At 42.3% G+C, this 21,276-nt stretch carries 22 protein-coding genes; 3 read left to right on the top strand and 19 right to left on the bottom strand.

All coding sequences use genetic code 11. The annotated features are described in order from the left end of the window. Window positions 1-11: 11 nt before the first annotated feature. The 6 genes from yqfC to rpsU form a co-directional block, all read right to left on the bottom strand. Window positions 12-293 (bottom strand): sporulation protein YqfC, encoded by a 282-nt coding sequence (yqfC, locus tag MHI60_RS14690; RefSeq protein ID WP_012010618.1) that lies wholly within the window; start codon window positions 291-293, stop codon window positions 12-14. A 203-nt stretch (window positions 294-496) separates the two neighbouring features. Next, window positions 497-994 (bottom strand): hypothetical protein, encoded by a 498-nt coding sequence (locus MHI60_RS14685; protein ID WP_144484664.1) that lies wholly within the window; start codon window positions 992-994, stop codon window positions 497-499. Window positions 995-1,025: 31 nt separating this feature from the next. Beyond that, window positions 1,026-2,018 carry a flotillin-like protein FloA gene (gene floA / locus MHI60_RS14680; RefSeq protein WP_024423026.1) on the bottom strand — a complete coding sequence of 331 codons (993 nt, stop codon included), beginning with the start codon at window positions 2,016-2,018 and terminating at the stop codon, window positions 1,026-1,028. Between the two features lie 27 nt (window positions 2,019-2,045). Next, window positions 2,046-3,359 (bottom strand): nodulation protein NfeD, encoded by a 1,314-nt coding sequence (locus MHI60_RS14675; protein ID WP_144484666.1) that lies wholly within the window; start codon window positions 3,357-3,359, stop codon window positions 2,046-2,048. Window positions 3,360-3,499: 140 nt separating this feature from the next. After that, on the bottom strand, window positions 3,500-3,949 hold the full coding sequence (locus MHI60_RS14670; protein ID WP_041086254.1) for a GatB/YqeY domain-containing protein: 450 nt from the start codon (window positions 3,947-3,949) through the stop codon (window positions 3,500-3,502). A gap of 14 nt (window positions 3,950-3,963) precedes the next feature. After that, on the bottom strand, window positions 3,964-4,137 hold the full coding sequence (rpsU, locus tag MHI60_RS14665; protein WP_003152957.1) for a 30S ribosomal protein S21: 174 nt from the start codon (window positions 4,135-4,137) through the stop codon (window positions 3,964-3,966). A gap of 182 nt (window positions 4,138-4,319) precedes the next feature. Between rpsU and MHI60_RS14660 the strand changes: the two genes are divergently transcribed. Beyond that, window positions 4,320-5,249 carry a Na/Pi symporter gene (locus MHI60_RS14660; RefSeq protein ID WP_095409051.1) on the top strand — a complete coding sequence of 310 codons (930 nt, stop codon included), beginning with the start codon at window positions 4,320-4,322 and terminating at the stop codon, window positions 5,247-5,249. Between the two features lie 43 nt (window positions 5,250-5,292). On the opposite strand, the gene mtaB is transcribed toward MHI60_RS14660, so the two are convergent. The 12 genes from mtaB to gpr all read right to left on the bottom strand — a co-directional run bounded on the left by mtaB (window position 5,293) and on the right by gpr (window position 19,269). Then, window positions 5,293-6,651, bottom strand: a complete 1,359-nt coding sequence (gene mtaB / locus MHI60_RS14655) for a tRNA (N(6)-L-threonylcarbamoyladenosine(37)-C(2))-methylthiotransferase MtaB (RefSeq protein ID WP_073206350.1) — start codon at window positions 6,649-6,651, stop codon at window positions 5,293-5,295. After that, window positions 6,651-7,421, bottom strand: coding sequence for a 16S rRNA (uracil(1498)-N(3))-methyltransferase (locus MHI60_RS14650; RefSeq protein WP_126681572.1), 771 nt, complete (start codon window positions 7,419-7,421; stop codon window positions 6,651-6,653). Before MHI60_RS14650 ends, mtaB begins: the two co-directional genes overlap by 1 nt. A 23-nt stretch (window positions 7,422-7,444) precedes the next feature. Then, window positions 7,445-8,380, bottom strand: a complete 936-nt coding sequence (gene prmA / locus MHI60_RS14645; protein ID WP_048238922.1) for a 50S ribosomal protein L11 methyltransferase — start codon at window positions 8,378-8,380, stop codon at window positions 7,445-7,447. A gap of 22 nt (window positions 8,381-8,402) precedes the next feature. Continuing rightward, window positions 8,403-9,536 carry a molecular chaperone DnaJ gene (gene dnaJ / locus MHI60_RS14640; protein ID WP_024427952.1) on the bottom strand — a complete coding sequence of 378 codons (1,134 nt, stop codon included), beginning with the start codon at window positions 9,534-9,536 and terminating at the stop codon, window positions 8,403-8,405. Window positions 9,537-9,701: 165 nt separating this feature from the next. Next, on the bottom strand, window positions 9,702-11,540 hold the full coding sequence (gene dnaK / locus MHI60_RS14635) for a molecular chaperone DnaK (RefSeq protein ID WP_144484668.1): 1,839 nt from the start codon (window positions 11,538-11,540) through the stop codon (window positions 9,702-9,704). A 24-nt stretch (window positions 11,541-11,564) separates the two neighbouring features. Then, window positions 11,565-12,122, bottom strand: a complete 558-nt coding sequence (gene grpE / locus MHI60_RS14630; protein ID WP_111291680.1) for a nucleotide exchange factor GrpE — start codon at window positions 12,120-12,122, stop codon at window positions 11,565-11,567. Between the two features lie 63 nt (window positions 12,123-12,185). Further along, window positions 12,186-13,217, bottom strand: a complete 1,032-nt coding sequence (hrcA, locus tag MHI60_RS14625; RefSeq protein WP_003217350.1) for a heat-inducible transcriptional repressor HrcA — start codon at window positions 13,215-13,217, stop codon at window positions 12,186-12,188. A gap of 81 nt (window positions 13,218-13,298) precedes the next feature. Next, window positions 13,299-14,438, bottom strand: coding sequence for a radical SAM family heme chaperone HemW (hemW, locus tag MHI60_RS14620; protein ID WP_144484670.1), 1,140 nt, complete (start codon window positions 14,436-14,438; stop codon window positions 13,299-13,301). 114 nt (window positions 14,439-14,552) lie between these two features. Next, window positions 14,553-16,391 carry a translation elongation factor 4 gene (gene lepA, locus MHI60_RS14615; protein WP_111291682.1) on the bottom strand — a complete coding sequence of 613 codons (1,839 nt, stop codon included), beginning with the start codon at window positions 16,389-16,391 and terminating at the stop codon, window positions 14,553-14,555. A 141-nt stretch (window positions 16,392-16,532) separates the two neighbouring features. After that, entirely contained in the window at window positions 16,533-16,865 is a 333-nt protein-coding gene (locus tag MHI60_RS14610) for a YqxA family protein (RefSeq protein WP_024427951.1), read from the bottom strand. Window positions 16,866-16,878: 13 nt separating this feature from the next. Beyond that, the gene (locus tag MHI60_RS14605) at window positions 16,879-18,087 is read right to left on the bottom strand and encodes a stage II sporulation protein P (RefSeq protein WP_144471137.1); all 1,209 of its coding nucleotides are present in this window, start codon (window positions 18,085-18,087) and stop codon (window positions 16,879-16,881) included. 66 nt (window positions 18,088-18,153) lie between these two features. After that, window positions 18,154-19,269 (bottom strand): GPR endopeptidase, encoded by a 1,116-nt coding sequence (gene gpr / locus MHI60_RS14600; RefSeq protein WP_111291684.1) that lies wholly within the window; start codon window positions 19,267-19,269, stop codon window positions 18,154-18,156. A 198-nt stretch (window positions 19,270-19,467) separates the two neighbouring features. Here gpr and rpsT point away from each other — a divergent pair, with 198 nt between their 5' ends. Next, complete coding sequence (rpsT, locus tag MHI60_RS14595) at window positions 19,468-19,734, top strand: 30S ribosomal protein S20 (RefSeq protein ID WP_024423042.1); 267 nt, start codon at window positions 19,468-19,470, stop codon at window positions 19,732-19,734. A 133-nt stretch (window positions 19,735-19,867) separates the two neighbouring features. On the opposite strand, the gene holA is transcribed toward rpsT, so the two are convergent. Continuing rightward, entirely contained in the window at window positions 19,868-20,887 is a 1,020-nt protein-coding gene (gene holA, locus MHI60_RS14590; RefSeq protein WP_144484672.1) for a DNA polymerase III subunit delta, read from the bottom strand. A gap of 237 nt (window positions 20,888-21,124) precedes the next feature. Here holA and MHI60_RS14585 point away from each other — a divergent pair, with 237 nt between their 5' ends. Then, on the top strand, window positions 21,125-21,259 hold the full coding sequence (locus MHI60_RS14585; protein WP_012010638.1) for a YqzM family protein: 135 nt from the start codon (window positions 21,125-21,127) through the stop codon (window positions 21,257-21,259). The last annotated feature ends 17 nt before the right edge of the window (window positions 21,260-21,276 follow it).

Here is a 21,276-nt window from a genome sequence, read left to right as displayed (position 1 = left end):
CCCTCCGTCAGTTAAGAATCAATATAACGGACCTCATCGATTTTCCCTTCTAATAAAATCTCTTCTGGCAAAATCGTTTTAATCACAAAATCTTTCCCTGAAATAATGCATTGTCCTTGCTTGAGCATCAGCCTTACCTCTTGATCACTGAAAAGCAAAAGCCCTTTATGGTTCTCTATGTAAATATGGAGTCTGCCAACCATCGTAATACGGGGAAGATCCATCATCACGTCTGGAGGGATTTCAAGTGTTCTTGTCAGCCATGCTTTAAGTCGATTTTTTCTTTTTCCCATTCAATAAGAACCCCTTCCCACCTCATGTGTATGAGATCAAACTGAAAGATGGTGAGACTGATGAGAAAGCCTCTATATCATCCTATTCCTCAGGGGGTCATATCATGCTAATGAATCCCGTAAAACAGCCGTTTCAGCATTTTCTTTATGAAAAATCGTCATCAAGCAAAAAAAGTCCCCTTTTTTGAAGGGGACTTTCTACTTTATCTTTTATATGGCCGTTTCATTGTTCTGTGCGGCTTTTTCGCGCGCGGCTCTCCAAATACTTCTCCAAGGATCATTCCTTGAACAATTGTATCTTGGTTGAGTTTCTCAATGATTTTTGGCCTCACTTCAGCAGATGCAGCCTTTGGCCTTGTCAGCTCTCTTTCAAGCGATTGGAACTCTTTATTCAGCTCGTTTTTTCTTTCTTCCATTTCGGCAAGTGTAGCCGTATAGCGATCTTGTAAGGACTGAGAAGTTTTTTTCTTCATCCCGCCATGATCATGTACATCGCCGAAATCGTCCAGCTGATCCGTCACGACTGGATCTGGCCTTTTTTGCTTTGTTTGCTTTTGGGGCACCGGCTTACGCTGAGGAGCGGGCTTCTTTTGCTGATTCTGCTCTTCGTTCTCCTCTTGTTTGCCGATTTTCCCAAAGACGGCAGAGATGATACCGATGATAATCGCAATTAGTAGCGGATTTTCAAATAGAATGTCCAATGGGCTCCCTCCTTAAAGCGTGAGAGGATGCTTATTTGTTTTCATTATCAGATGGACCTTTTGTCATTTTACCAAATGAATCTCTCATATCCGTATCAGCATCGATATTCTTAATGTTCATGTAGTCCATGACACCAATATTGCCTTCACGTAATGCTTCAGCCATTGCAAGTGGTACTTCAGCCTCTGCTTCAACGACTTTCGCGCGCATTTCTTCAACTTTCGCACGCATCTCTTGTTCTTGTGCAACAGCCATTGCGCGTCGTTCTTCCGCTTTCGCCTGTGCGATGTTTTTGTCTGCTTCTGCTTGGTCTGTTTGAAGAATTGCCCCGATGTTCTTACCGATATCAACATCTGCGATATCAATCGAGAGAATTTCAAATGCAGTACCTGAATCTAATCCTTTACCAAGAACCGTTTGAGAAATCATATCAGGATTCTCAAGAACCTTTTTATGATTATCGGATGAACCGATTGTAGAGACAATCCCTTCACCTACACGGGCAATAATCGTTTCTTCCCCTGCACCACCGACAAGTCGGTCGATGTTTGCACGAACTGTAATACGTGCTTTTGCTTTGACTTCAATCCCGTCCATCGCAACACCAGAGATAAATGGTGTTTCAATGACTTTAGGGTTTACACTCATTTGAACTGCTTCAAGTACGTCACGGCCTGCTAGGTCGATGGCTGCACAGCGGGCAAAGTTCAATTCGATATTCGCGCGTTGAGCTGCAATTAATGCGTTCACAACTCGGTCCACGTTACCACCTGCAAGATAGTGGCTCTCCAGCTGGTTAATCGTCACATCAAGACCTGCTTTATGTGCTTTGATGAGCGGGTTGACCACTCGGTTTGGAATTACTCGGCGCAGTCTCATTCCTACAAGTGTAAAAATGCTCACTTTTACGCCAGCCGCTAGGGCAGAAATCCACAGCATCACCGGTACAAAGGTGAAAAAGATCGATAGAACAATCAAACCTGCTGCGATAATCACAAATAATAGTAAAGTAGATGGATCCATTTTATTCCTCCTCTAAAATCAGTATATCTATACTTTCCTCACGACAATGCGTGAGCCTTCCGCTTTCACAATTTTTACTTGTTCATCCTTGTCGATAAATGCACCTTCTGACACAACATCAATGCGCTCATCTCCGAATACGATCGTACCAGATGGACGAAGTGCAGTGGCTGTTACTGCGATTTGTCCAACAAGATCCTCTCTTGTTTCATTTGAGACATAACCGCTTTCTTTATTGGTTGAATCGGTTAAAATGAACTTTTTAAAGAATTTCATACGTTTCCCCAACACCTTTGTCAATAAAATAACTGCTATGATTGAAACAGCAGTGGCAATCAAGATGGAAATCGCCATTTCTGTAAAGCTTCCAGCTGCTAAAAATAAGCTGACAACGACACAGATCAGTCCAATGACACCTACGATTCCCCCTGGCAAAAACAATTCCAGAATGATGAGTGCAATCCCTGCTAAAAACAGGAACAACGTCTCATATCCTGCAAAACCTGCCACGAGATGACCATAAAAGAATAGAAGAAGCGCTGTCACTCCCATGGTGCCCGGGACCCCAAAGCCAGGAGAATAAAGCTCAACAATTAACCCTAAGCTTGCAATGGATAAAAGGATTGGAATGACAATTGGGTGCGTAAGAAAACGCGCAACCTTTTCAGCAAAGCTCACTTCATCGTATTGAACAGAAGCGTCTTGTAATTTCAGCTTCTGAAGCAAGTCATCCATATTTTTTGCTTCCCCTTCTGCATACCCGAATTGAAGCGCCCGGTCTGTATTGAAGGTGAGCAATTCTCCTTTTGGTGCACCAGCTTCTTTTGCGTCTATATCTACATCCGCCATGGCAAGAGCATACTTTGGATCACGCCCTTGCTTTTCGGCAGCATCACTCATTTCAGCAAGCCATAGAGATTCTGATTTTTGATCGGCAGCATTGCCTTCTCCATCAATGATCGCAGCAGCCCCCATTTTTCCATTCGGGGTCATATAAATTTGATCGGCATTTAATGCAAGGAATGCCCCCGCTGAGAGCGCTCTATGATTGACAAACGCTGTCACTGGGATATCGGAAGCACGAATCGTATCTGCGATTTCAAGCGCTGCATCGACAGCACCACCCGGTGTATTGATGTCGAGAATAATATGCTTCGCCCGCTCCGACTTTGCCTGCTCAAACGATCGTTCAATGAATTTAGAAAGCCCTTTTTCTACTGTATCTTCAATTGGGATAACATGAACTTTCTGATCTGCTGATTTCGCGGTCAATTGAACCCCTAATAACAAGCATATTATAAAACAACTGAAGAGAGCAATAGAAATTTTTATTTTTTTCATCTATTTGGTGATCCCTCCTCTCTTTCTTCATTTTACTGTTCCTTTACATACGTTACAAATGTATCATAGGTTTCATTTTTATATGACAGAATCATGAGGGCATAAAAAAAGTACCCTTCTAACAATAGAAGGATACTTTTTTATTGAGACAGCTGCTCGCTGACAAGTCTGTTAATGACAGCTCCATCAGCTTTACCTTTTACTTTTGGCATAATAGCGCTCATGACTTTACCCATGTCAGCCTTCGAGGAAGCACCTGTTTCAGCGATCGTTTCTTTCACGATCGTTTGCAGCTCTTCTTCAGAAAGCTGTTCAGGTAAATAAACGTCTAATATGTCAATCTCTTTTTGAACTTTATCTACTAAATCTAAGCGATTAGCTTTCGAAAATTCATGGAGGGAGTCTTTACGTTGCTTAATCTCGCGGGAAAGGACGGTTAGTTCCTCATCGCCGGTCAAACTGTCTTTCTTAAGCTTAATTGCTTCATTTTGCAGCGAAGCCTTTACCATACGAATGACAACAAGCTTGTCTTTCTCACGGTTTTTCATCATAAGCTTCATATCAGAATTTAATTGCTCAAGAAGACTCATAAAATCCACCCTCTTTAGAATTTACGTTTTCTAGCAGCTTCAGACTTTTTCTTGCGCTTTACGCTAGGCTTTTCATAAAATTCACGCTTTCTTGCTTCTTGCAATGTTCCAGTTTTGGATACACTGCGTTTAAAGCGACGAAGAGCATCTTCAAGCGATTCGTTTTTTCTAACGACCGTTTTTGACATTCTCTTTCCCTCCCTCCGAATACACCAATCGACTGCATTAAAAAAAGATATACATGCAAAACATGTACCTAGACATTATAATATAAGCCTAGTGTGAGGTCAACTAAGTGATTTGGAAATATATTTTCGTCATGAGCAGGTAGACAAGTCCATATATTCATTGGTAAGAGGAGGACTTTTCTATGATGGCGATCATTTATTTTTGTGCACTTATTTTCATTTTTTTATGGTCAATGGGTTTGCTGAGAAAAGGATTAATGGCGCTTGCATCGTCTCGTATTGAGAAATCACTTCTTCTCTTTACAGATCACCCGGTAAAAGCATTCTTGGTCAGCATTGTGTTTACAGGGGTTCTACAAAGCAGTTCTGCTTTTATGGTTATCGTCATTGGCTTTGTCAGTACTGGCATTCTCTCTTTTAAAAAATCGATCCCAATGATTCTTGGAACCAATATCGGCTCAACGTTTACGACAGAATTTATCGCCATTAAAATGGACGTGTTTATGTGGGTTTTGATCATAGCTGGTCTTGTATTTATCCTTTTTGGCAGGACATCTATTAGATATGCAGGTAAAAGTTTATTTGGACTCGGGATGATCTTTTTTTGCATACAAGGCTTCTCAAAAATTGCAGGGATGATGACAAGCCAGCCTGAGACATTGCGTTTTCTTGAAATGATGCAGCATTCAGACTGGACAGCGCTGCTTTCGGGTACCATTTTCACAGCAATAGTTCATTCGAGCTCAGTCTGTATCGGTATTTTAATGGGATTTATGAATGAGGGAACTGTGGCACTTCAGGAAGGCATCAGCTTTGTGTTAGGGTCCAATATTGGGACATGTATTACGGCGGTGATGGCTGCAATATCCGGCGGCTACGCAGCACGTCAAACGGCTTATGCACACGTCGTATTTAATGTACTCGGGGTTCTTTTATGCCTCCCGTTTCTCGCCCTAATCACAGAGGTTGTCGCCCTTCTCGCAAGCTCTCCTGCCCAGCAGATAGCGCATTTCAGCCTGCTGTTTAATGTGGCAAGCTCTCTCCTCTTCTTCCCATTCATACGCCCTTTTCACGCATTGATCTTGTGTCTCATGCCGAATCAGACAAAATAAAAGAAACCGGCTTGCCCTGTTGGCTGCCGGTTTCTTTTATCTATTATGAGGTCATTCTCACTTTGTCTGGCTGCACATCATCGCTGATGCGAACGAATTGTCCTTCGTTATAAGGATAGCCCGCTTTCGTAATTTTCACTTTGACCAGACGTCCGATCATGTCCTCTGTTCCTTCGAAAACAACCTTCATATAGTTATCGGTATAACCAACATAAAGATTGTGGTTTCCTTCTTGTTCTTTGAAGGATTCTTCCGGAATAATCTCTAGCACATCACCCTCATATGCTGATGCATACTCTTTCGCAAGCTGGTCAGATAGAGCGATCAAACGGTGGACACGTTCGTTTTTCACATTTTCATCCACTTGATCTTCCATTCTTGCAGCTGGGGTACCTGTACGTTTGCTGTAAGGGAATACGTGAAGCTCAGAGAATTGATGGTCTTTGACAAAATTGTACGTTTCCAAGAACTCTTCTTCTGTTTCCCCGGGGAATCCAACGATCACATCAGAGGTGACAGCAAGTCCTGGCAATGCTTTTTTCAGCTTTGTTAAACGCTCTGCAAAGAATTCCATCGTATATTTACGGCGCATTCTTTTTAGCACAGTATTTGAACCAGATTGAAGCGGAATGTGTAAGTGTCTGACAATTTTATCTGACTGATCAAGCACTTCAATCACTTCATCTGTAATTTGACTTGCTTCAATAGATGAAATACGGATTCGTTTTAAGCCAATGACACGTTTGTCTAATTCTTTTAGAAGCTTTGCAAAGTTATAATCCTTTAAGTCTTCTCCGTATCCGCCTGTGTGAATACCTGTAAGCACAATTTCTTTATAGCCCGCATCAACAAGCTGCTGCGCTTGATTGATGACCTCTTCTGGATCACGAGAACGAAGAAGTCCGCGCGCCCAAGGAATAATGCAGAATGTACAGAAATTGTTACAGCCTTCTTGGATTTTTAATGAAGCGCGCGTTCTGTCTGTGAAGGCAGGAACATCAAGTTCTTCAAATACACGTGCTTTCATGATATTGCCAACCCCGTTGATCGGCTGTCTTTCTCTGCGGTATTCTTCAATATACCCTAGTAATTTATGTCTGTCCTGTGTTCCAACCACAATATCAACACCAGGAATCGCCATGATTTCTGCTGGAGACGTTTGCGCATAGCAGCCTGTTACACAAATGACACCATCCGGGTTATGACGAATGGCTCTTCTAATGACTTGGCGGCTTTTCTTATCGCCTGTATTCGTGACCGTACATGTATTAATGACATATACGTCTGCTTTTGATTCATACTCTTTTCTTTCATAGCCAGCTTCTTTAAACAGCTGCCAGATCGCCTCAGTTTCATAGTGATTGACCTTACAGCCAAGTGTATGGAACGCTACTGTTCCCATCATGATTCACCTCTTAATAACTCTGTTTGATAAGATATAGCAGAAAGCGCATATAAAGGAGCAGTTTCCGTTCTTAAAATGCGTGGTCCAAGCCCGCAAATGACTGCACCAAGCGTTTCAAGCTCTTCAATCTCCTTTTCTGCCAAACCGCCTTCAGGCCCAAAAACCACTAGCAAGGTTTGTCCGCCTTTCATCTGTTGAAGCACAGTTTGAAAACGGCTTTGCTCTCCTTCTTTCGATGATTCCTCGTATGCAACGACACATTTATCGAATTCACCAGCTAATTGCGTCAGCTCTTTAAACGTTGATACTGAATAAACACGCGGAATGATATTCCGGTAGGACTGCTCGGCTGCTTCTTTCGCGATTTTCTCCCAGCGCTCTCGTTTTTTATGTGACTTTTTTTGGTCAAGCTTTGTAATAGAACGAGCCGCTTGAAACGGAATAAAAGCACTTGCACCAAGCTCTGTGCCTTTTTGGATAATGAGCTCAAGCTTATCTCCTTTTGGAAGACCGCTTGCAATCGTCACCCTAATCGGAAGTTCTCTGTCCTGATTTGTCCAGCTTTCAAGGTGACAAATCACTTCTTCCTTTGTTATTGTATCAATTTTACTGAGCGCTTCAAAGCCGTCTGTCGTTAAACAAAGGATTTCCTGCCCTGCTTTCATCCGCATGACATTGGAAAGATGATGTACATCTTCACCTTTTATAACGATGGCTCCCTTTGCGGTCACTTCTTCTTTCGTGAGGTCGATAAAATATCGTTGCATACGTGTCCTGACACCTACTCGCTTTATTTTTTCGCTATAATGCTGACCCAATCTTCCATTGACAGCACTTCAACAATATCAAAACCTGCTTCTTCTAATGCTGTTTTGACTTGTAATTTCTTTTGTCCAATGATGCCTGATGTAATGAAATAGCCATCTTTCTTCAATAGGTCATAGGCTTGATCTGTAAAGCGCAAAATCACTTCTGCCAAAATGTTGGCGACAATCACATCACGCTCACCTGAAATCCCATCAAGCAAGTTGTTTTGTTTGACCGTCACTTGTTCACTTACACCATTTAATTCGATGTTTTGCTTCGCACTTTCTACCGCAACGGTGTCGAGATCAAAGGCTTGAATGTCCTTTGCACCAAGCATCGCTGCTGCCACACTTAAAATTCCAGAGCCTGTTCCAACATCAATCACCGTATCGTTTTCCTTCACATAGCGCTCAAGCGCCTGAATGCAAAGGACGGTTGTTGGATGCGTACCTGTTCCAAACGCCATTCCAGGGTCCATTTCAATAATCAGTTCATCAGAATGAACCGGTGTATATTCTTCCCACGTTGGAACGATGGTAAATTTTTCAGAGATTTTCACAGGATGATAGTATTTCTTCCATGCGGTGGCCCATTCTTCTTCATTTACTTCACAAATTGACAGCGTATTGCGTCCAAGGTCAATATCGTATAGAAGAAGGTTGTTGATGGCTTCTTTGATCTCATCTACCGTTTCCATCAAAAAGCTGTTCATTGGAAGATAGGCTTTGACAATGACACCTTCCTCCGGATAGTCATTCGGATCGAGCTGGTAGATCTCACCGTATACATTTTCACGTTCCTTGACTAAATCAAGCGGGTCCTCAATCACGACACCACTTGCACCTGCTTCATGCAAAATATTGGTGATTGGTTCCACCGCTTCATTTGTTGTATGGACGCTAATTTCTGACCACTTCAATACTACCAACTCCTTATCCGTCTTACTCGCCTTTAAATGCGCGTTTTACCTTATCGAAGAAGCTCATTTCTTGTTCGTCCGGTTTATTTCCGCTCACTTCAGCAAATTTTCTAATGATATCTTTTTGATTGTCTGTTAAATTTGTCGGTGTGACAACACGTACAACGATATGCTGATCGCCTTGGCCGTAGCCGCGTACATTTTTCACGCCTTTACCTTTGAGTCTAAACTTCGTGCCAGTTTGAGTGCCAGCAGGAACTTTTAATTTTACTTTTCCGTGTAATGTCGGCACTTCAATTTCGTCACCTAATGCAGCTTGGGCAAAGGTGAGCGGCATCTCGCAGTAAATGTCATCTCCATCACGTTCGAAGAATTCATGTGCACGCACATGGAACACAACGAATAGATCGCCTGGAGGGCCTCCATTTACACCTGGTTCTCCTTGACCAGACACTCTGAGCTGCTGGCCATCATCAACACCTGCAGGGATCGTCACGTTAATTTTCTTACGCTTACGCACTTTGCCAGATCCGCCGCATGTTGAACATTTATGATCAATTTGTTTCCCTGTTCCGCTGCAGTAGTTACATACTCTGCGGTTGACCACTTTACCAAATGGGGTTGACTGCTCAACATTTAATTGACCAGAACCGCCGCAATGTGAGCAGGTTTTCGCCTGCGTCCCAGGCTTCGCACCTGATCCATGACATGTTTCACACGATTCTTCACGAGGGATTTCAATCGTTGCTTCTTTTCCAAATGCCGCTTCTTCAAATGAAAGCGTCATTGTATATTGCAGGTCCGCTCCTTGGCGCGGGGCATTTGGATCTCTTCTTCTCGCTCCGCCGCCAAAAATACTAGAGAAGATGTCATCAAAGCCGCCGAAGCCGCCAAAGTCTCCGCCGCCGCCAAAACCGCCGCCGCCAAAGCCTTGGTTTGGATCGGTATGACCGAACTGGTCATAATGCGAACGTTTTTGATCATCAGAAAGGGTTTCATAGGCTTCTTTTACTTCTTTGAATTTCTCATCTGAGCCAGCTTCTTTATTAATATCAGGGTGATACTTTTTTGAAAGCTTGCGGTATGCCTTTTTGATTTCGTCCTTTGAGGCGCTCTTACTTACGCCAAGCACTTCATAGTAATCACGCTTACTCATCTCTTCACACTCCCGATTTTCTCACATAAATACGATTGTATCATTTTGATTTAACCTTTTTCAATTCCTTTCATCGTTGAAAAGAAAAAAAGTCAAAGCCAAGAGATCCTGACTTTGACTTTCTGACGAGTACGTTTCAGCAGTCTTTTTCAAAAGTAAAGGTGATTATTTTTTCTCTTGATCGTCGTTTACTTCTTCGTATTCTGCATCCACTACATTGTCATCTGCTTTTTGAGCACCTTCAGCGCCTTCTTGCTGAGCTTGTGCTTGTTTTGCAGCTTCTTCATAGAGCTTTGTCGTTAATTCTTGAACGATTGTTTGCAGCTCATCTTTTTTCGCTTTGATGTCTTCAAACTCGCCTTTTTCGATCGCAGCTTTTAGCGCATCTTTTGCCTCGTTTGCTTTTTTCACTTGCTCTTCATCGATTTTGCCTTCTAGATCTTTTAATGTTTTTTCAGTTGTAAACACTAATTGATCTGCTTCGTTGCGCACTTCGATTTCTTCTTTTTTCTTCGCATCTGCTTCAGCATTTTCTTCAGCTTCTTTTACCATTTTTTCGATCTCATCATCAGAAAGACCTGAAGAAGATTTGATTGTGATGTTTTGCTCTTTGCCTGTACCCATATCTTTCGCACGTACGTTGACAATACCGTTTTTATCGATATCAAAAGATACTTCAATTTGCGGTACGCCGCGTGGTGCTGGCGGGATATCAGTCAATTGGAAGCGGCCTAATGTTTTGTTATCTGCAGCCATTGGGCGCTCACCTTGTAAGACATGGATGTCTACAGCTGTTTGGTTGTCAGCAGCCGTTGAGAATACTTGAGATTTACTTGTTGGAATTGTTGTATTGCGTTCAATCAGCTTCGTGAATACGCCGCCCATTGTTTCAATTCCTAAAGAAAGTGGTGTTACGTCAAGAAGAACAACGTCTTTGACATCCCCTGTGATGACTCCACCTTGGATCGCTGCACCAAGTGCAACTACTTCATCCGGGTTTACACCTTTATGAGGCTCTTTGCCTGTTTCTTTTTTGATTGCTTCTTGTACTGCAGGAATACGAGTTGATCCACCTACAAGGATGACTTTATCAATCTCGCTAGCAGATAAACCAGCATCTTTTAGTGATTGACGTACAGGTGTCATTGTGCGCTCTACAAGATCTGCAGAAAGCTCTTCGAATTTAGCACGCGTTAACGTTAATTCAAGGTGAAGAGGTCCTGCTTCTCCAGCTGTGATAAATGGCAGTGAGATTTGTGTAGAAGATACACCTGAAAGATCTTTTTTCGCTTTTTCAGCAGCATCTTTTAAACGCTGAAGCGCCATTTTATCTTTAGAAAGATCAATGCCATTTTCTTTTTTGAATTCAGCCACTAGGTGATCAATGATGACTTGGTCAAAATCGTCTCCACCTAGACGGTTGTCCCCAGCAGTTGAGCGCACTTCAAAGACGCCGTCTCCAAGTTCAAGAACTGATACGTCAAATGTACCGCCGCCAAGGTCGTATACAAGAATTGTTTGATCTTCATCTGTTTTATCTAAACCATATGCAAGTGCAGCTGCTGTTGGTTCGTTGATGATACGTTCTACTTCAAGACCAGCAATTTTACCAGCATCTTTCGTAGCTTGACGTTCTGCATCGTTGAAGTAAGCAGGAACTGTGATAACAGCTTTTGTTACTTCTTCGCCAAGATAGCCTTCAGCGTAAGATTTAAGGTGCTGAAGAATAATCGCAGAGATTTCCTGCGGGGTATAGTTCTTGCCTTCAACTTCTACTTTATAATCTGTACCCATATGTCTTTTAACAGACATGATCGTGTTCGGGTTTGTAATTGATTGACGTTTTGCTACTTCACCCACTTGGCGCTCTCCGTTTTTAAAAGCGACAACAGATGGTGTTGTACGTGCTCCTTCAGCGTTTGCAATGACTTTTGGCTCGCCGCCTTCAAGTACTGCAACACATGAGTTTGTTGTTCCTAAGTCAATCCCAATGATTTTACTCATATTCGATGACCTCCCATTATGTAGTTATTGATTTACTTTTACCATTGATGGACGAATAACTCGGTCTTTGAGTTTATAGCCCTTTTGCAATTCTTCTACAACGATATTTGAATCGTAGTTTTCATCTTCAACTTGCATGACGGCTTGATGAAGGTTTGGATCGAACTCTTTGCCGACAGCTTCAATTGGTTCTACGCCTTCATTTTTCAACGCATCTACCAGCTGGCGGTAAACCATTTGCATTCCTTCTAACAAACTTTTCGTCTGCTCATTGTCTGGATCAATTCCAAGCGCTCTTTCAAAGTTATCAAGAGCTGGGAGAAGATCACTGACAACATGTTGAGAACGATATTTTTGCACGGTCTCCACTTCAGTTCGAGCACGGCGTTTATAGTTTTCAAAATCTGCTTGAACACGCAGAATTTTGTTTTCTTTTTCATCTAGAAGCTGCTGCAATTCATCGATTTTTTCTTGGAAGGCAGACTGTTCATCATGTGTTACTTCCTCAGTATCTGCTTGAACTGCTTCTTCTTGTGCTTCAACCTCTGCTTCATGCTCAGGTGTTTGTTTTTCTTCTGACATTGTGTTCACCTCCCTCAAAAGATTCAAAAATACGAAGGGGCTGTGCCCCTATCTTTTATCACCCTACTCATCATACAAATTGGAAAGTGCGTTTGACAAGTCTTTTGATACATGATGCAAGAGACTGACAACCCTGCCATAATCCATACGGGTTGGACCGATGACGGCAATGGAGCCGAGTGATTTTTGATCAATCGAATAAGTAGCTGTGATTAAGCTGCAGTTCTCCATCGCTTCCAAATTGTTTTCTGAACCGATTTTAATGGTGATTCCTTGCTGATTTGGATGAAACAGCTGCATGACATCATTCTTTTGCTCAATAAGCATCATAAGTGAACGGATGCGGTCAATGTCATGAAACTCCGGCTGATTCAACATATTAATCTTCCCGCCAAAGAAAAGTTTTGATTCATTTTGAGTCGATGTAAATGTATTGCCGAGCGCATCTAAAATATGATCATAATCTTTTAAATGCGTACGAAGAAGCATGACAACTTCTTTATACATTCTGTCCTTCAGCTGATCCATCGGAACTCCGGCTAGGCGGCTGTTTAAAATATTCATCAGCTTCTCAATATCGGAGACATCGAGGTGCTCAGAGAAGGTAATGGTTTTGTTTTCAACATGTCCGCTGTCTGTAATCATGATCGCCACTGCTTTGTTTGGCTGAACAGGGACAAGCTGAATTTGCTTTAATCGATTTTCACTTAGCTTTGGACCAAGCACAATCGATGTATAATTTGTGAGATCTGATAAAATTTCCGCCGATTTTTGAACTGTCTTTTCCAGCTCAAAAATTTTCTCCTGAAAGGCCGACTGGATGAGCACAAGCTCTTTAGACGACAGTTTTCGCGGAGAGAGCAAATGATCTACATAATAACGATATCCTTTTTCTGAAGGAATTCTTCCTGATGAAGAATGGGTCTTTTCGATAAAACCAAGTTCCTCCAAATCAGCCATTTCGTTTCTAATCGTCGCAGAGCTGAATGTGATGTCCTCTTTTTTAGAAAGAGTCCTTGATCCAACTGGCTGCGCCGAACGAATAAAGTCATTAATGATGACTTGCAGAATCAAAAGCTGACGATTTGTTAACATCATCATCACCCCTGTTAGCACTCTCTTTCAACGAGTGCTAATTGTATAAACAAAATTACCAAACTCAAATTAAAATGTCAATTATAACTCACCGAGAAACGCTTGAAATACTTCATTTCCTAACAATTTTCCTTTTCTTGTTAAACGAATCCCATTGTCAACTTTTACAATGAGGCCTTTTTCTTCTAAATCTTCAAGAACAGTGGAAAAAAGTGCTTCTGGCGCAGCACCATATTTCGCTTGGAAATCGGCACTTTTCACCCCTTCAATCTTTCGAAGGCCTAAAAACATTTCTTCTTCTATCTGCTCTTCTTTTGTGACCTGGTGTGTTTCCTTATACGGGAACCCTGTTTGGTCAATCAGCTCCAAATAATGTTTCACCGGCCCTGCGTTCACATTTCGGATGCCATCTACATACCCGTGTGCACCTGCACCAAAACCGAAGTAATCTTCATTGCTCCAATAGGTTAGGTTATGCTGGCTCTCAAAGCCAGGTTTGGCGTAATTACTAATCTCGTACTGCTTTAATCCATGGCTCTCCATTTCATCCATCACAAGCTCATACATTTCAGCCTCACGTTCTTGCGGCGGTAAATGAAGTTTTCCTTTTTGCATTAAGTTGTAAAAAACGGTTTTCGGCTCGACGATGAGTGAGTAAACCGAATAATGCTCTGCCCCCAGCGAGAATGCCGTCTCAAGTGAATTCATCACATGATGCTTTTCTTGATGCGGCAAGCCAAACATGAGATCGAGGCTGATATTGTCAAATCCAACCGCTCTAGCTCGCTCAAACGACGTAAGGACATCCTTCTTTTGATGAACTCGTCCGATTTTTTTGAGTAAATCGTCTTCAAAGGTTTGAACGCCAAAGCTCAGCCTATTCACACCGGCTGCCTTTAGCACTTGCAGTTTCTCAAGAGATAATTCGTCTGGATTTGCTTCTACTGCAAATTCAATCAGGTTTTTTGTCGGCTTTAATACGCGGTGAATGCTGTTCATGAGCTTGTCTAACTGGCTGACAGTCAGTGATGTCGGGGTTCCCCCGCCAATAAAAATCGTCTTTAGTTCCTGCTCGCCTTTTTGCTCGATCGTGTGCTGCATCTCTTTTTCAAGAGCCGCTAAGTATTCATCGACTGGCTGCGTTTTAATGAAAAATTTATTGAAATCACAATAGTGGCAAATGTGCTCACAAAATGGAATGTGAATGTATGCTGCTTTCATTTGATGACACCTTCTTTACAGGTAAAGAGCCGCAGTTTATCGCTGCGGCGCCTTTGTTTGTTTTCGACTATAAACGTCAAGGCGGACATTGTAAAGCAGGTTGCCTTGAGGATGTTATTTTTTCGGTGTGCTGTCGTCCATCTTCAGCACGGCCATAAATGCTTCTTGCGGGACTTCAACAGAGCCCACTTGCTTCATGCGCTTTTTCCCTTCTTTTTGCTTCTCAAGAAGCTTTCTTTTCCGGGAAATATCTCCGCCATAACATTTAGCAAGTACATTTTTACGCATCGCTTTAATGGTGGAACGAGCAACGATTTTTTGACCGATTGCTGCTTGAATCGGTACTTCAAAGTGCTGGCGAGGAATCAGTTCTTTTAGCTTTTCTACGATGATCTTGCCTCGTTCATATGCGTAATCGCGGTGAACGATAAAGGAAAGGGCATCGATTTTTTCGCCATTCAGCATGATATCCATCTTCACCAGCGTAGATGGACGGTAGCCAATCAGCTCATAATCAAAGGACGCATAGCCTTTTGTGCTGGACTTTAGCTGATCAAAGAATTCGTATACGATCTCTGCCAAAGGAATTTCGTACACAATGCTCACGCGGTTCGCATCAAGATACTGCATATCAATGAAATGTCCGCGCTTTCCTTGGCAAAGCTCCATCACAGAGCCTACATAATCATTCGGCACCATCATTGTTGCTTTTACGTAAGGTTCTTCAATTCGCTCAATCTTTTGCGGATCAGGCAGATTGGACGGGTTATCTACGACGATTTTTTCTCCATCTGTCATATACACATCGTAAATAACACTTGGTGCTGTCGTAATCAGATCAATTTTAAATTCACGTTCAATCCGTTCTTGGATGATTTCCATATGAAGCATTCCAAGGAACCCGCAACGGAAACCGAAGCCAAGTGCTTGGGATGTCTCTGCCTCATATTGAAGTGAAGAATCATTAAGTTCAAGCTTTTCTAATGCTTCACGTAAATCGTTGTATTTCGCTGTATCAATTGGATAAAGTCCGCAGTACACCATTGGGTTTAGCTTTCTGTATCCTGGCAGTGCTTCTTTCGCAGGGTTCTCCGCACTAGTGATCGTATCCCCCACACGTGTATCACCGACATTTTTAATCGCAGCGGTTAGGTAGCCAACATCTCCAACGGTGAGTTCGTCTGTTGGCATGGCTTTTGGTGTGAAAACGCCGACTTCAAGCACTTCAAATTCTTTACCCGTCGCCATCATTTTAATTTTCTGACCAGGTTTGACGGTTCCTTCAACAATTCGTATGTACGCAATAACGCCGCGATACGCATCGTAGAGAGAATCAAAAATAAGGGCTTGAAGTGGTGCTTCTGGATCTCCAGCGGGAGCTGGCACCTTTTCAACGATTTGTTCTAAAATATCCTCGATTCCAATACCCGCCTTAGCAGAGGTGAGAACAGCTTCAGACGCATCCAACCCGATGACATCTTCAATTTCTTCTCTTACACGCTCAGGCTCTGCACTTGGCAGATCGATTTTATTGATAATCGGAAGAATTTCTAAGTTGTTATCAAGAGCTAAATAAACGTTCGCAAGTGTCTGTGCTTCAATTCCTTGTGCTGCATCTACTACGAGAATCGCACCCTCACAGGCAGCTAGGCTTCGAGATACCTCATAGGTGAAGTCGACATGCCCTGGTGTATCAATCAGGTGCATGATATATTCTTCTCCATCCTTCGCCTTATACTTCAGCTGGACAGAGTTTAATTTAATCGTTATGCCGCGTTCACGCTCTAAATCCATGGAATCAAGCAATTGTTCTTTCATTTCCCGTTGAGTAATCGCCGCTGTTTTTTCCAAAATACGGTCCGCCAATGTGGATTTCCCATGGTCAATATGGGCGATAATGGAGAAATTTCGAATTCTTGATTGCCGTTCTAATCGTTTTTCTTTATCTGTCACAATCTATCACTCCTACTATAAAACGCGGGTTGCGCTAGGTTAGATTATATCAATAGGGCTGTAAAGATTCAATCGAAATCAAGAAAAGCCGCTCATCGGTCAGCGGCTTTGATCAAAAGAGTGATATCTCATGAAATTCGTTTATTTCCCATTCACCCAATCATAAAGAGAACGGGCTGCATGTGTCATGCCATCAGACAGGGCTTTTCCTGCCTTGGAAAAGGCATTAAAGCCCTCTATTTCCTCGAGCTGCTTCTGTTTTTCGGCAAGATCCTTTTCTGTAACAGCCGTTCCTAAGATAGAAGCTTCCTTTTCTTCATCGTCGTTCATTTGAATGGAGAAAGCCCCTTTTAATTGCGGATCATGGTAACCCTTCATTTGCAGCATGCCATTATTCGCTTGCTGCATTCCTAAAAAGACACCAAACAGCAAGACCAATCCTAAAATAATGGTTTTTCCAATAAATGAGCCCATATCCGTCACCACCTTAAGAGCGTTTTTTTTCATCCTTTGCTTTGCCATCCACCTTTTCCGCGTCCCAGAAAATGTCGCTGAACACATCAGCTGCTGCATTGGATGCATTTCTTAATTCTTCCATATTATTGTCCACTCCGCCAAATTCTAAAAGAAGGGCTTTGTCGGATAAATCTTGATTATAGATTCCATTATCGCCAATTTCTCCTTTGGCAAACACACCGACACTAAGACCTTTATATTTTTTCTCCATCAAATGGTGGAACTCTGTCGCAAGCTTCAAGTTTTTCTCATAGCTTTGATTCTTCTTCCCAACAACAAACGCAATTCTCGCATATTTCTTCCCTTTGATTTCGACAGTCGTATCTTTCTTTCTTCTAGAGTCCCGGTGAATATCAATTAAATAATCGAGGTCATCATTTTTCGCTATGGCTTCTTTCACGACCAATCTTGATTCATTATAAGACTGCGGATACTTTAATCCTTTTTTCACCAGCCTTTTTTCAATTTCGGTTTTGTCGACTGTATTGCCGATTCCTTGCTGATCAAGTGCTTTTCCAAACATGTCGCCGACAAGGGTGACATTCACTTTTGAGTGCCGTGCATTATTTGGATTCGTTTCTCCTTTTAAAAAAGGTAAATATGATTCCGTGTTATGTGTGTGATAAATGTACACAGCTTTTCGTTTTCCTGTTGACCGGTCCGGTTCTTTGGCAGGCTTTTTCGGTGTATCATCATCGAGCTTGTCCAGCTCAGCCAAATTTGCTTCTTTTTCATCTTGGATCACTTCACTAGGCGGCGGCGATTCCATTGGCATATTGGTATAGTCTGTTCCTTCACCCGCTAAGATGATTTTTGTATCAAAATGTTCAAAGCCTGGGAGTTCTCTTCCTAGGAAACTGCGCGGGTCTTCTAAATTAATACTGGTTGCAAGCTTCAGTGACAGCCCAGAGAAATGAAATCCTTTTTGATCTTTTGGGACTGCTGAGGCGAAATATTGATTTTCCATGCCCATTAATGTGGCAAAAAATGCGCCAGAGAGCTCATCTGCTACACCATATAACGAGGCTTGCGGCCTCAGCTCGGGTTTTAAAGAGGTCAAAGCCCCTGACATCACAAACACCACAACAAGAGAGGCAATAAATAAGAAAATGCTTTTTACTACTTTCGTTCCATTAATCGCAACGACCAACTGTCGAGGACGGCGGGGTCTTTTTTTCATGATTTACTCCCTCCAGCACGCTTTCTAGTAATTACACTATGAGCGAGCTAGAGAAAGTAGAACCGATTAATGATTATATGAACCCATGTTATCTTGCGTGATTTTTTGATGAAGCGCTGTGTTTAATCCGTTGGCAAGTACGTTTGCCATATCATCAATGAATGTATCTACTTCCTTAGGCGTGACCATTAAATTTTGCCCCAGCGGCGCAAGCACTTCGTGGATCAGCTGCCTTTTCTCTTCTTCAGGAAGGGTTCCTACGATGCCTAAGAATGATTGACGCATTTCCTCATCTGGCAAGTCTTCTTCGTTAAGCACTTTTTTCTTCCCGAATGTCAAACCAGCCGGCACAAGAGAGCGGGATGGTCTATCATCTTTTAGTTCTCTACCAAAATGCTTTAAGACATAATCAATTGTGTCACTTGCAATGGTTACTGCATCCACCACTGTCGGAACACCAATCGCAATCACTGGAATTCCCAATGTTTCTTTGCTTAATTCTTTTCGCTTATTCCCTACACCAGAACCGGGATGGATACCTGTATCAGAAATTTGAATGGTTGTATTCACTCGTTCCACCGCTCGAGCAGCAAGGGCATCGACCGCAATGACAAAATCAGGCTTAGACCGCTCAATCACGCCTTGGATAATGTCACTTGTTTCTATACCGGTCAGTCCCATCACCCCTGGAGACAAAGAGGAAACCGGGCGATAGCCTTCCTGAACATTTTCCGGCTGCAATTCAAAGAGATGGCGGGTCACAAGCAGGTTTTCAACTGTGAGAGGACCTAGTGCATCTGGCGTGACATTCCAGTTTCCCAGTCCTACTACAAGACAGCTTGCATCAGCCTGAATGCCTCGGTCTTTTAAAAACTGAGCAAAATGATGGGCAAAGACTTCGACGACTTTTTCTTGCATCTCAGAATCTTTCTCCCGAATGCCTTGTGCCTCAAACGTCAAGTATGTCCCTGCCTTTTTGCCGGTCAGCTCCTCCCCTTCTTTCGTGATTTCCACAGTACGTATGCGGATGCCTTGCTCTTCTTTTTCCTTTTCGACAATCCCTTGGATCCCGTCCTTTTTGACGACATTCGGATCGTTCTCTTGTTCTAGTATCTCTTTTGTTTCAACAGCGAGGTCTGTCCGGATTTGATAAACGCTTAAATCGAGTTTCTGTTTCTCCATAAAAAGACTCCTTCCACCAAGTAATTAACAGTAGTCTTTCCATCTCTTTAAAGAAACATTCGAGCACGTCATCAATGAAAAATACTTTACATTTATATTGCATTCTAAAGGTGTGTTTGATAGAATACAATTTGTTCTATTGTGAAGATTTAACCTTAAGACAATTGTGTTTAGGTTGTATCTTAGGAGGTGAAACACATGCCAAATATTAAATCAGCGATCAAACGTACAAAAACGAATAACGAACGCCGTGCACATAACGTAACTATCAAGTCTGCGATGCGTACTGCGATTAAACAAGTTGAAGTTTCTGTAGCTAACAACGATGCTGAGCAAGCAAAAGCTGCTCTTGCTTCTGCTGCAAAACGCATTGACAAAGCCGTTAAAACTGGTCTTGTACACAAAAACGCAGCTGCGCGTTACAAATCAAGACTTGCTAAACAAGTAAACGGACTTTCTGCATAATGTTTGCAACGCCTCAGTGATGAGGCACCTGTTTAACTGTACGTCCGTCCTGACCGGCCCAGCCATAAGGACAGACTGGCAATTATACATCTAACAAAAACGACCCTCTTTTTAGAAGGTCGTTTTTTTATGTTCAAGCGCCTAATAATCGAAGCAGGAACAATTCTAACAGCAGCTGCTTGTCCTTTTTACCCGTTTTCATTTCATAATCAATCGTTGAAAGCTCTTTGACGATCTGCTTGAGCTCTTCTTCTGAAAACAGTCTTGCCTGATCCATCGCAAGTTTGACCCTGAATGGGTGGACTTTTAGATTTGAAGCAATTTGTTTTTGTCCATATCCTTGCTGAGCGAAGTACTTCGTCTGCAAAATCAACCGAAATTGAGTTGAAATGAGGGCTAATATTTTAATGGGTTCCTCATTTTGCTTTAGCAGGTCATAAAACATCTGCATGGCCTCAGAGCGGCGTCTGTTTACAATTTGATTAATCAGCTCGAAAATATTTTGCTCCAAGCTTCTTGCAACGAGCTGATTGACATCCGCTAACTCAATTTCCTCCCGCTCTCCAATATATGTACTTAGCTTACGAATCTCTTGGAATAGAGAGGATAGACTCCCGCCGCATAGCACCACAAGCTGCTCAGCCGCTTCAGATGTTATCATCTTTCCTTCTGTCTTCACCAGTGTGATGGTGAAATCAGTTGTTTCTTTTGAGTTTAACTCTTTCGCCTCAACGACAGCAGCTTTCTTTTTTAGCAATTTGGTGATTTTTTTACGCTCGTCCAGCTTTTCATATGGTGCTAATAACACGAGAATGGTATAGGGCGCTGGCTTTTCTAAATATGCTTCTAACACAGAAAGCTCATGCTCAATCTTTTCCTTTTTCTTTTCAGCTGTAAGAAAATAAGGATTTTTGATCACGACGAGACGTCGTTCTCCCATAAAAGGAAATGTTTCTGCATCCGTCACAGCCTGTTCAAGCGGCACCTCTTCCATATCGAAGATGGAGTAATTAAAGTCCTTCGTTTCTTCGTCTACAACAGCTTGTCTCAATTTAGCAGCGGTTTCTTGCAGTAAATATGTTTCTTTCCCATATAAGCAATAAACGGGATGGATATCCCCTCGTTTTAAATTGTTCCATACATCAAAGACCATCAATTGAATCCCTCTCTTTCACTTCCTCCTCTATCCTAAAGTGTGTGAAGACATTAGTAAAGAGGAAGCTGAAAGTGCCGCCTCCTCATTTATAGTAAACGTCCGGCGCAAGCTCCCGGGTCAGCCTGCAGTCAGACGATATTCATAAAATGATCATGAAAATGGAAAACGGTTACTTTACCTTCTAGCAATTCCAAATGAGTTCAAGTATACTAAAATTAGCCAGGAGGGATGAAAATGAATGAATTTGAAAAAAATGTTCAAAGCAAGCGGAATGATGTGACCGACTCAGCTGTTGGTTTTATCGTCACATTCGGATTTTTCGCCTCAATGTTTATTTTGGCAACCATTATACACCTCGTTGGATCTTAACTTCATGAAGGTTACAT

The organism is Bacillus sp. FSL K6-3200, from assembly GCF_038630485.1.
In the GTDB taxonomy this organism is placed as follows: domain Bacteria; phylum Bacillota; class Bacilli; order Bacillales; family Bacillaceae; genus Bacillus; species Bacillus safensis.
The sequence above is the reverse complement of the archived record's forward strand: the minus strand, read 5'-3'. Positions and strand labels throughout refer to the sequence as shown.

Excerpts from the sequence above, each read along its gene's own strand:
- gpr (WP_111291684.1), bottom strand. The coding sequence starts at position 19,269 with ATGGAGAAACAGAAACTCGATTTAAGCGTTTATCAAATCCGGACAGAC.
- rpsU (WP_003152957.1), bottom strand. The coding sequence starts at position 4,137 with ATGTCAAAAACGGTCGTTAGAAAAAACGAATCGCTTGAAGATGCTCTT.
- MHI60_RS14605 (WP_144471137.1), bottom strand. The coding sequence starts at position 18,087 with ATGAAAAAAAGACCCCGCCGTCCTCGACAGTTGGTCGTTGCGATTAAT.
- yqfC (WP_012010618.1), bottom strand. The coding sequence starts at position 293 with ATGGGAAAAAGAAAAAATCGACTTAAAGCATGGCTGACAAGAACACTT.
- dnaJ (WP_024427952.1), bottom strand. The coding sequence starts at position 9,536 with ATGAGTAAGCGTGATTACTATGAAGTGCTTGGCGTAAGTAAGAGCGCC.
- MHI60_RS14650 (WP_126681572.1), bottom strand. The coding sequence starts at position 7,421 with ATGCAACGATATTTTATCGACCTCACGAAAGAAGAAGTGACCGCAAAG.
- dnaK (WP_144484668.1), bottom strand. The coding sequence starts at position 11,540 with ATGAGTAAAATCATTGGGATTGACTTAGGAACAACAAACTCATGTGTT.
- MHI60_RS14675 (WP_144484666.1), bottom strand. The coding sequence starts at position 3,359 with ATGAAAAAAATAAAAATTTCTATTGCTCTCTTCAGTTGTTTTATAATA.
- hemW (WP_144484670.1), bottom strand. The coding sequence starts at position 14,438 with ATGAAAGCAGCATACATTCACATTCCATTTTGTGAGCACATTTGCCAC.
- MHI60_RS14610 (WP_024427951.1), bottom strand. The coding sequence starts at position 16,865 with ATGGGCTCATTTATTGGAAAAACCATTATTTTAGGATTGGTCTTGCTG.
- mtaB (WP_073206350.1), bottom strand. The coding sequence starts at position 6,651 with ATGGGAACAGTAGCGTTCCATACACTTGGCTGTAAGGTCAATCACTAT.
- MHI60_RS14585 (WP_012010638.1), top strand. The coding sequence starts at position 21,125 with ATGAATGAATTTGAAAAAAATGTTCAAAGCAAGCGGAATGATGTGACC.
- holA (WP_144484672.1), bottom strand. The coding sequence starts at position 20,887 with ATGGTCTTTGATGTATGGAACAATTTAAAACGAGGGGATATCCATCCC.
- hrcA (WP_003217350.1), bottom strand. The coding sequence starts at position 13,217 with ATGTTAACAAATCGTCAGCTTTTGATTCTGCAAGTCATCATTAATGAC.
- MHI60_RS14660 (WP_095409051.1), top strand. The coding sequence starts at position 4,320 with ATGATGGCGATCATTTATTTTTGTGCACTTATTTTCATTTTTTTATGG.
- MHI60_RS14670 (WP_041086254.1), bottom strand. The coding sequence starts at position 3,949 with ATGAGTCTTCTTGAGCAATTAAATTCTGATATGAAGCTTATGATGAAA.
- rpsT (WP_024423042.1), top strand. The coding sequence starts at position 19,468 with ATGCCAAATATTAAATCAGCGATCAAACGTACAAAAACGAATAACGAA.
- grpE (WP_111291680.1), bottom strand. The coding sequence starts at position 12,122 with ATGTCAGAAGAAAAACAAACACCTGAGCATGAAGCAGAGGTTGAAGCA.
- floA (WP_024423026.1), bottom strand. The coding sequence starts at position 2,018 with ATGGATCCATCTACTTTACTATTATTTGTGATTATCGCAGCAGGTTTG.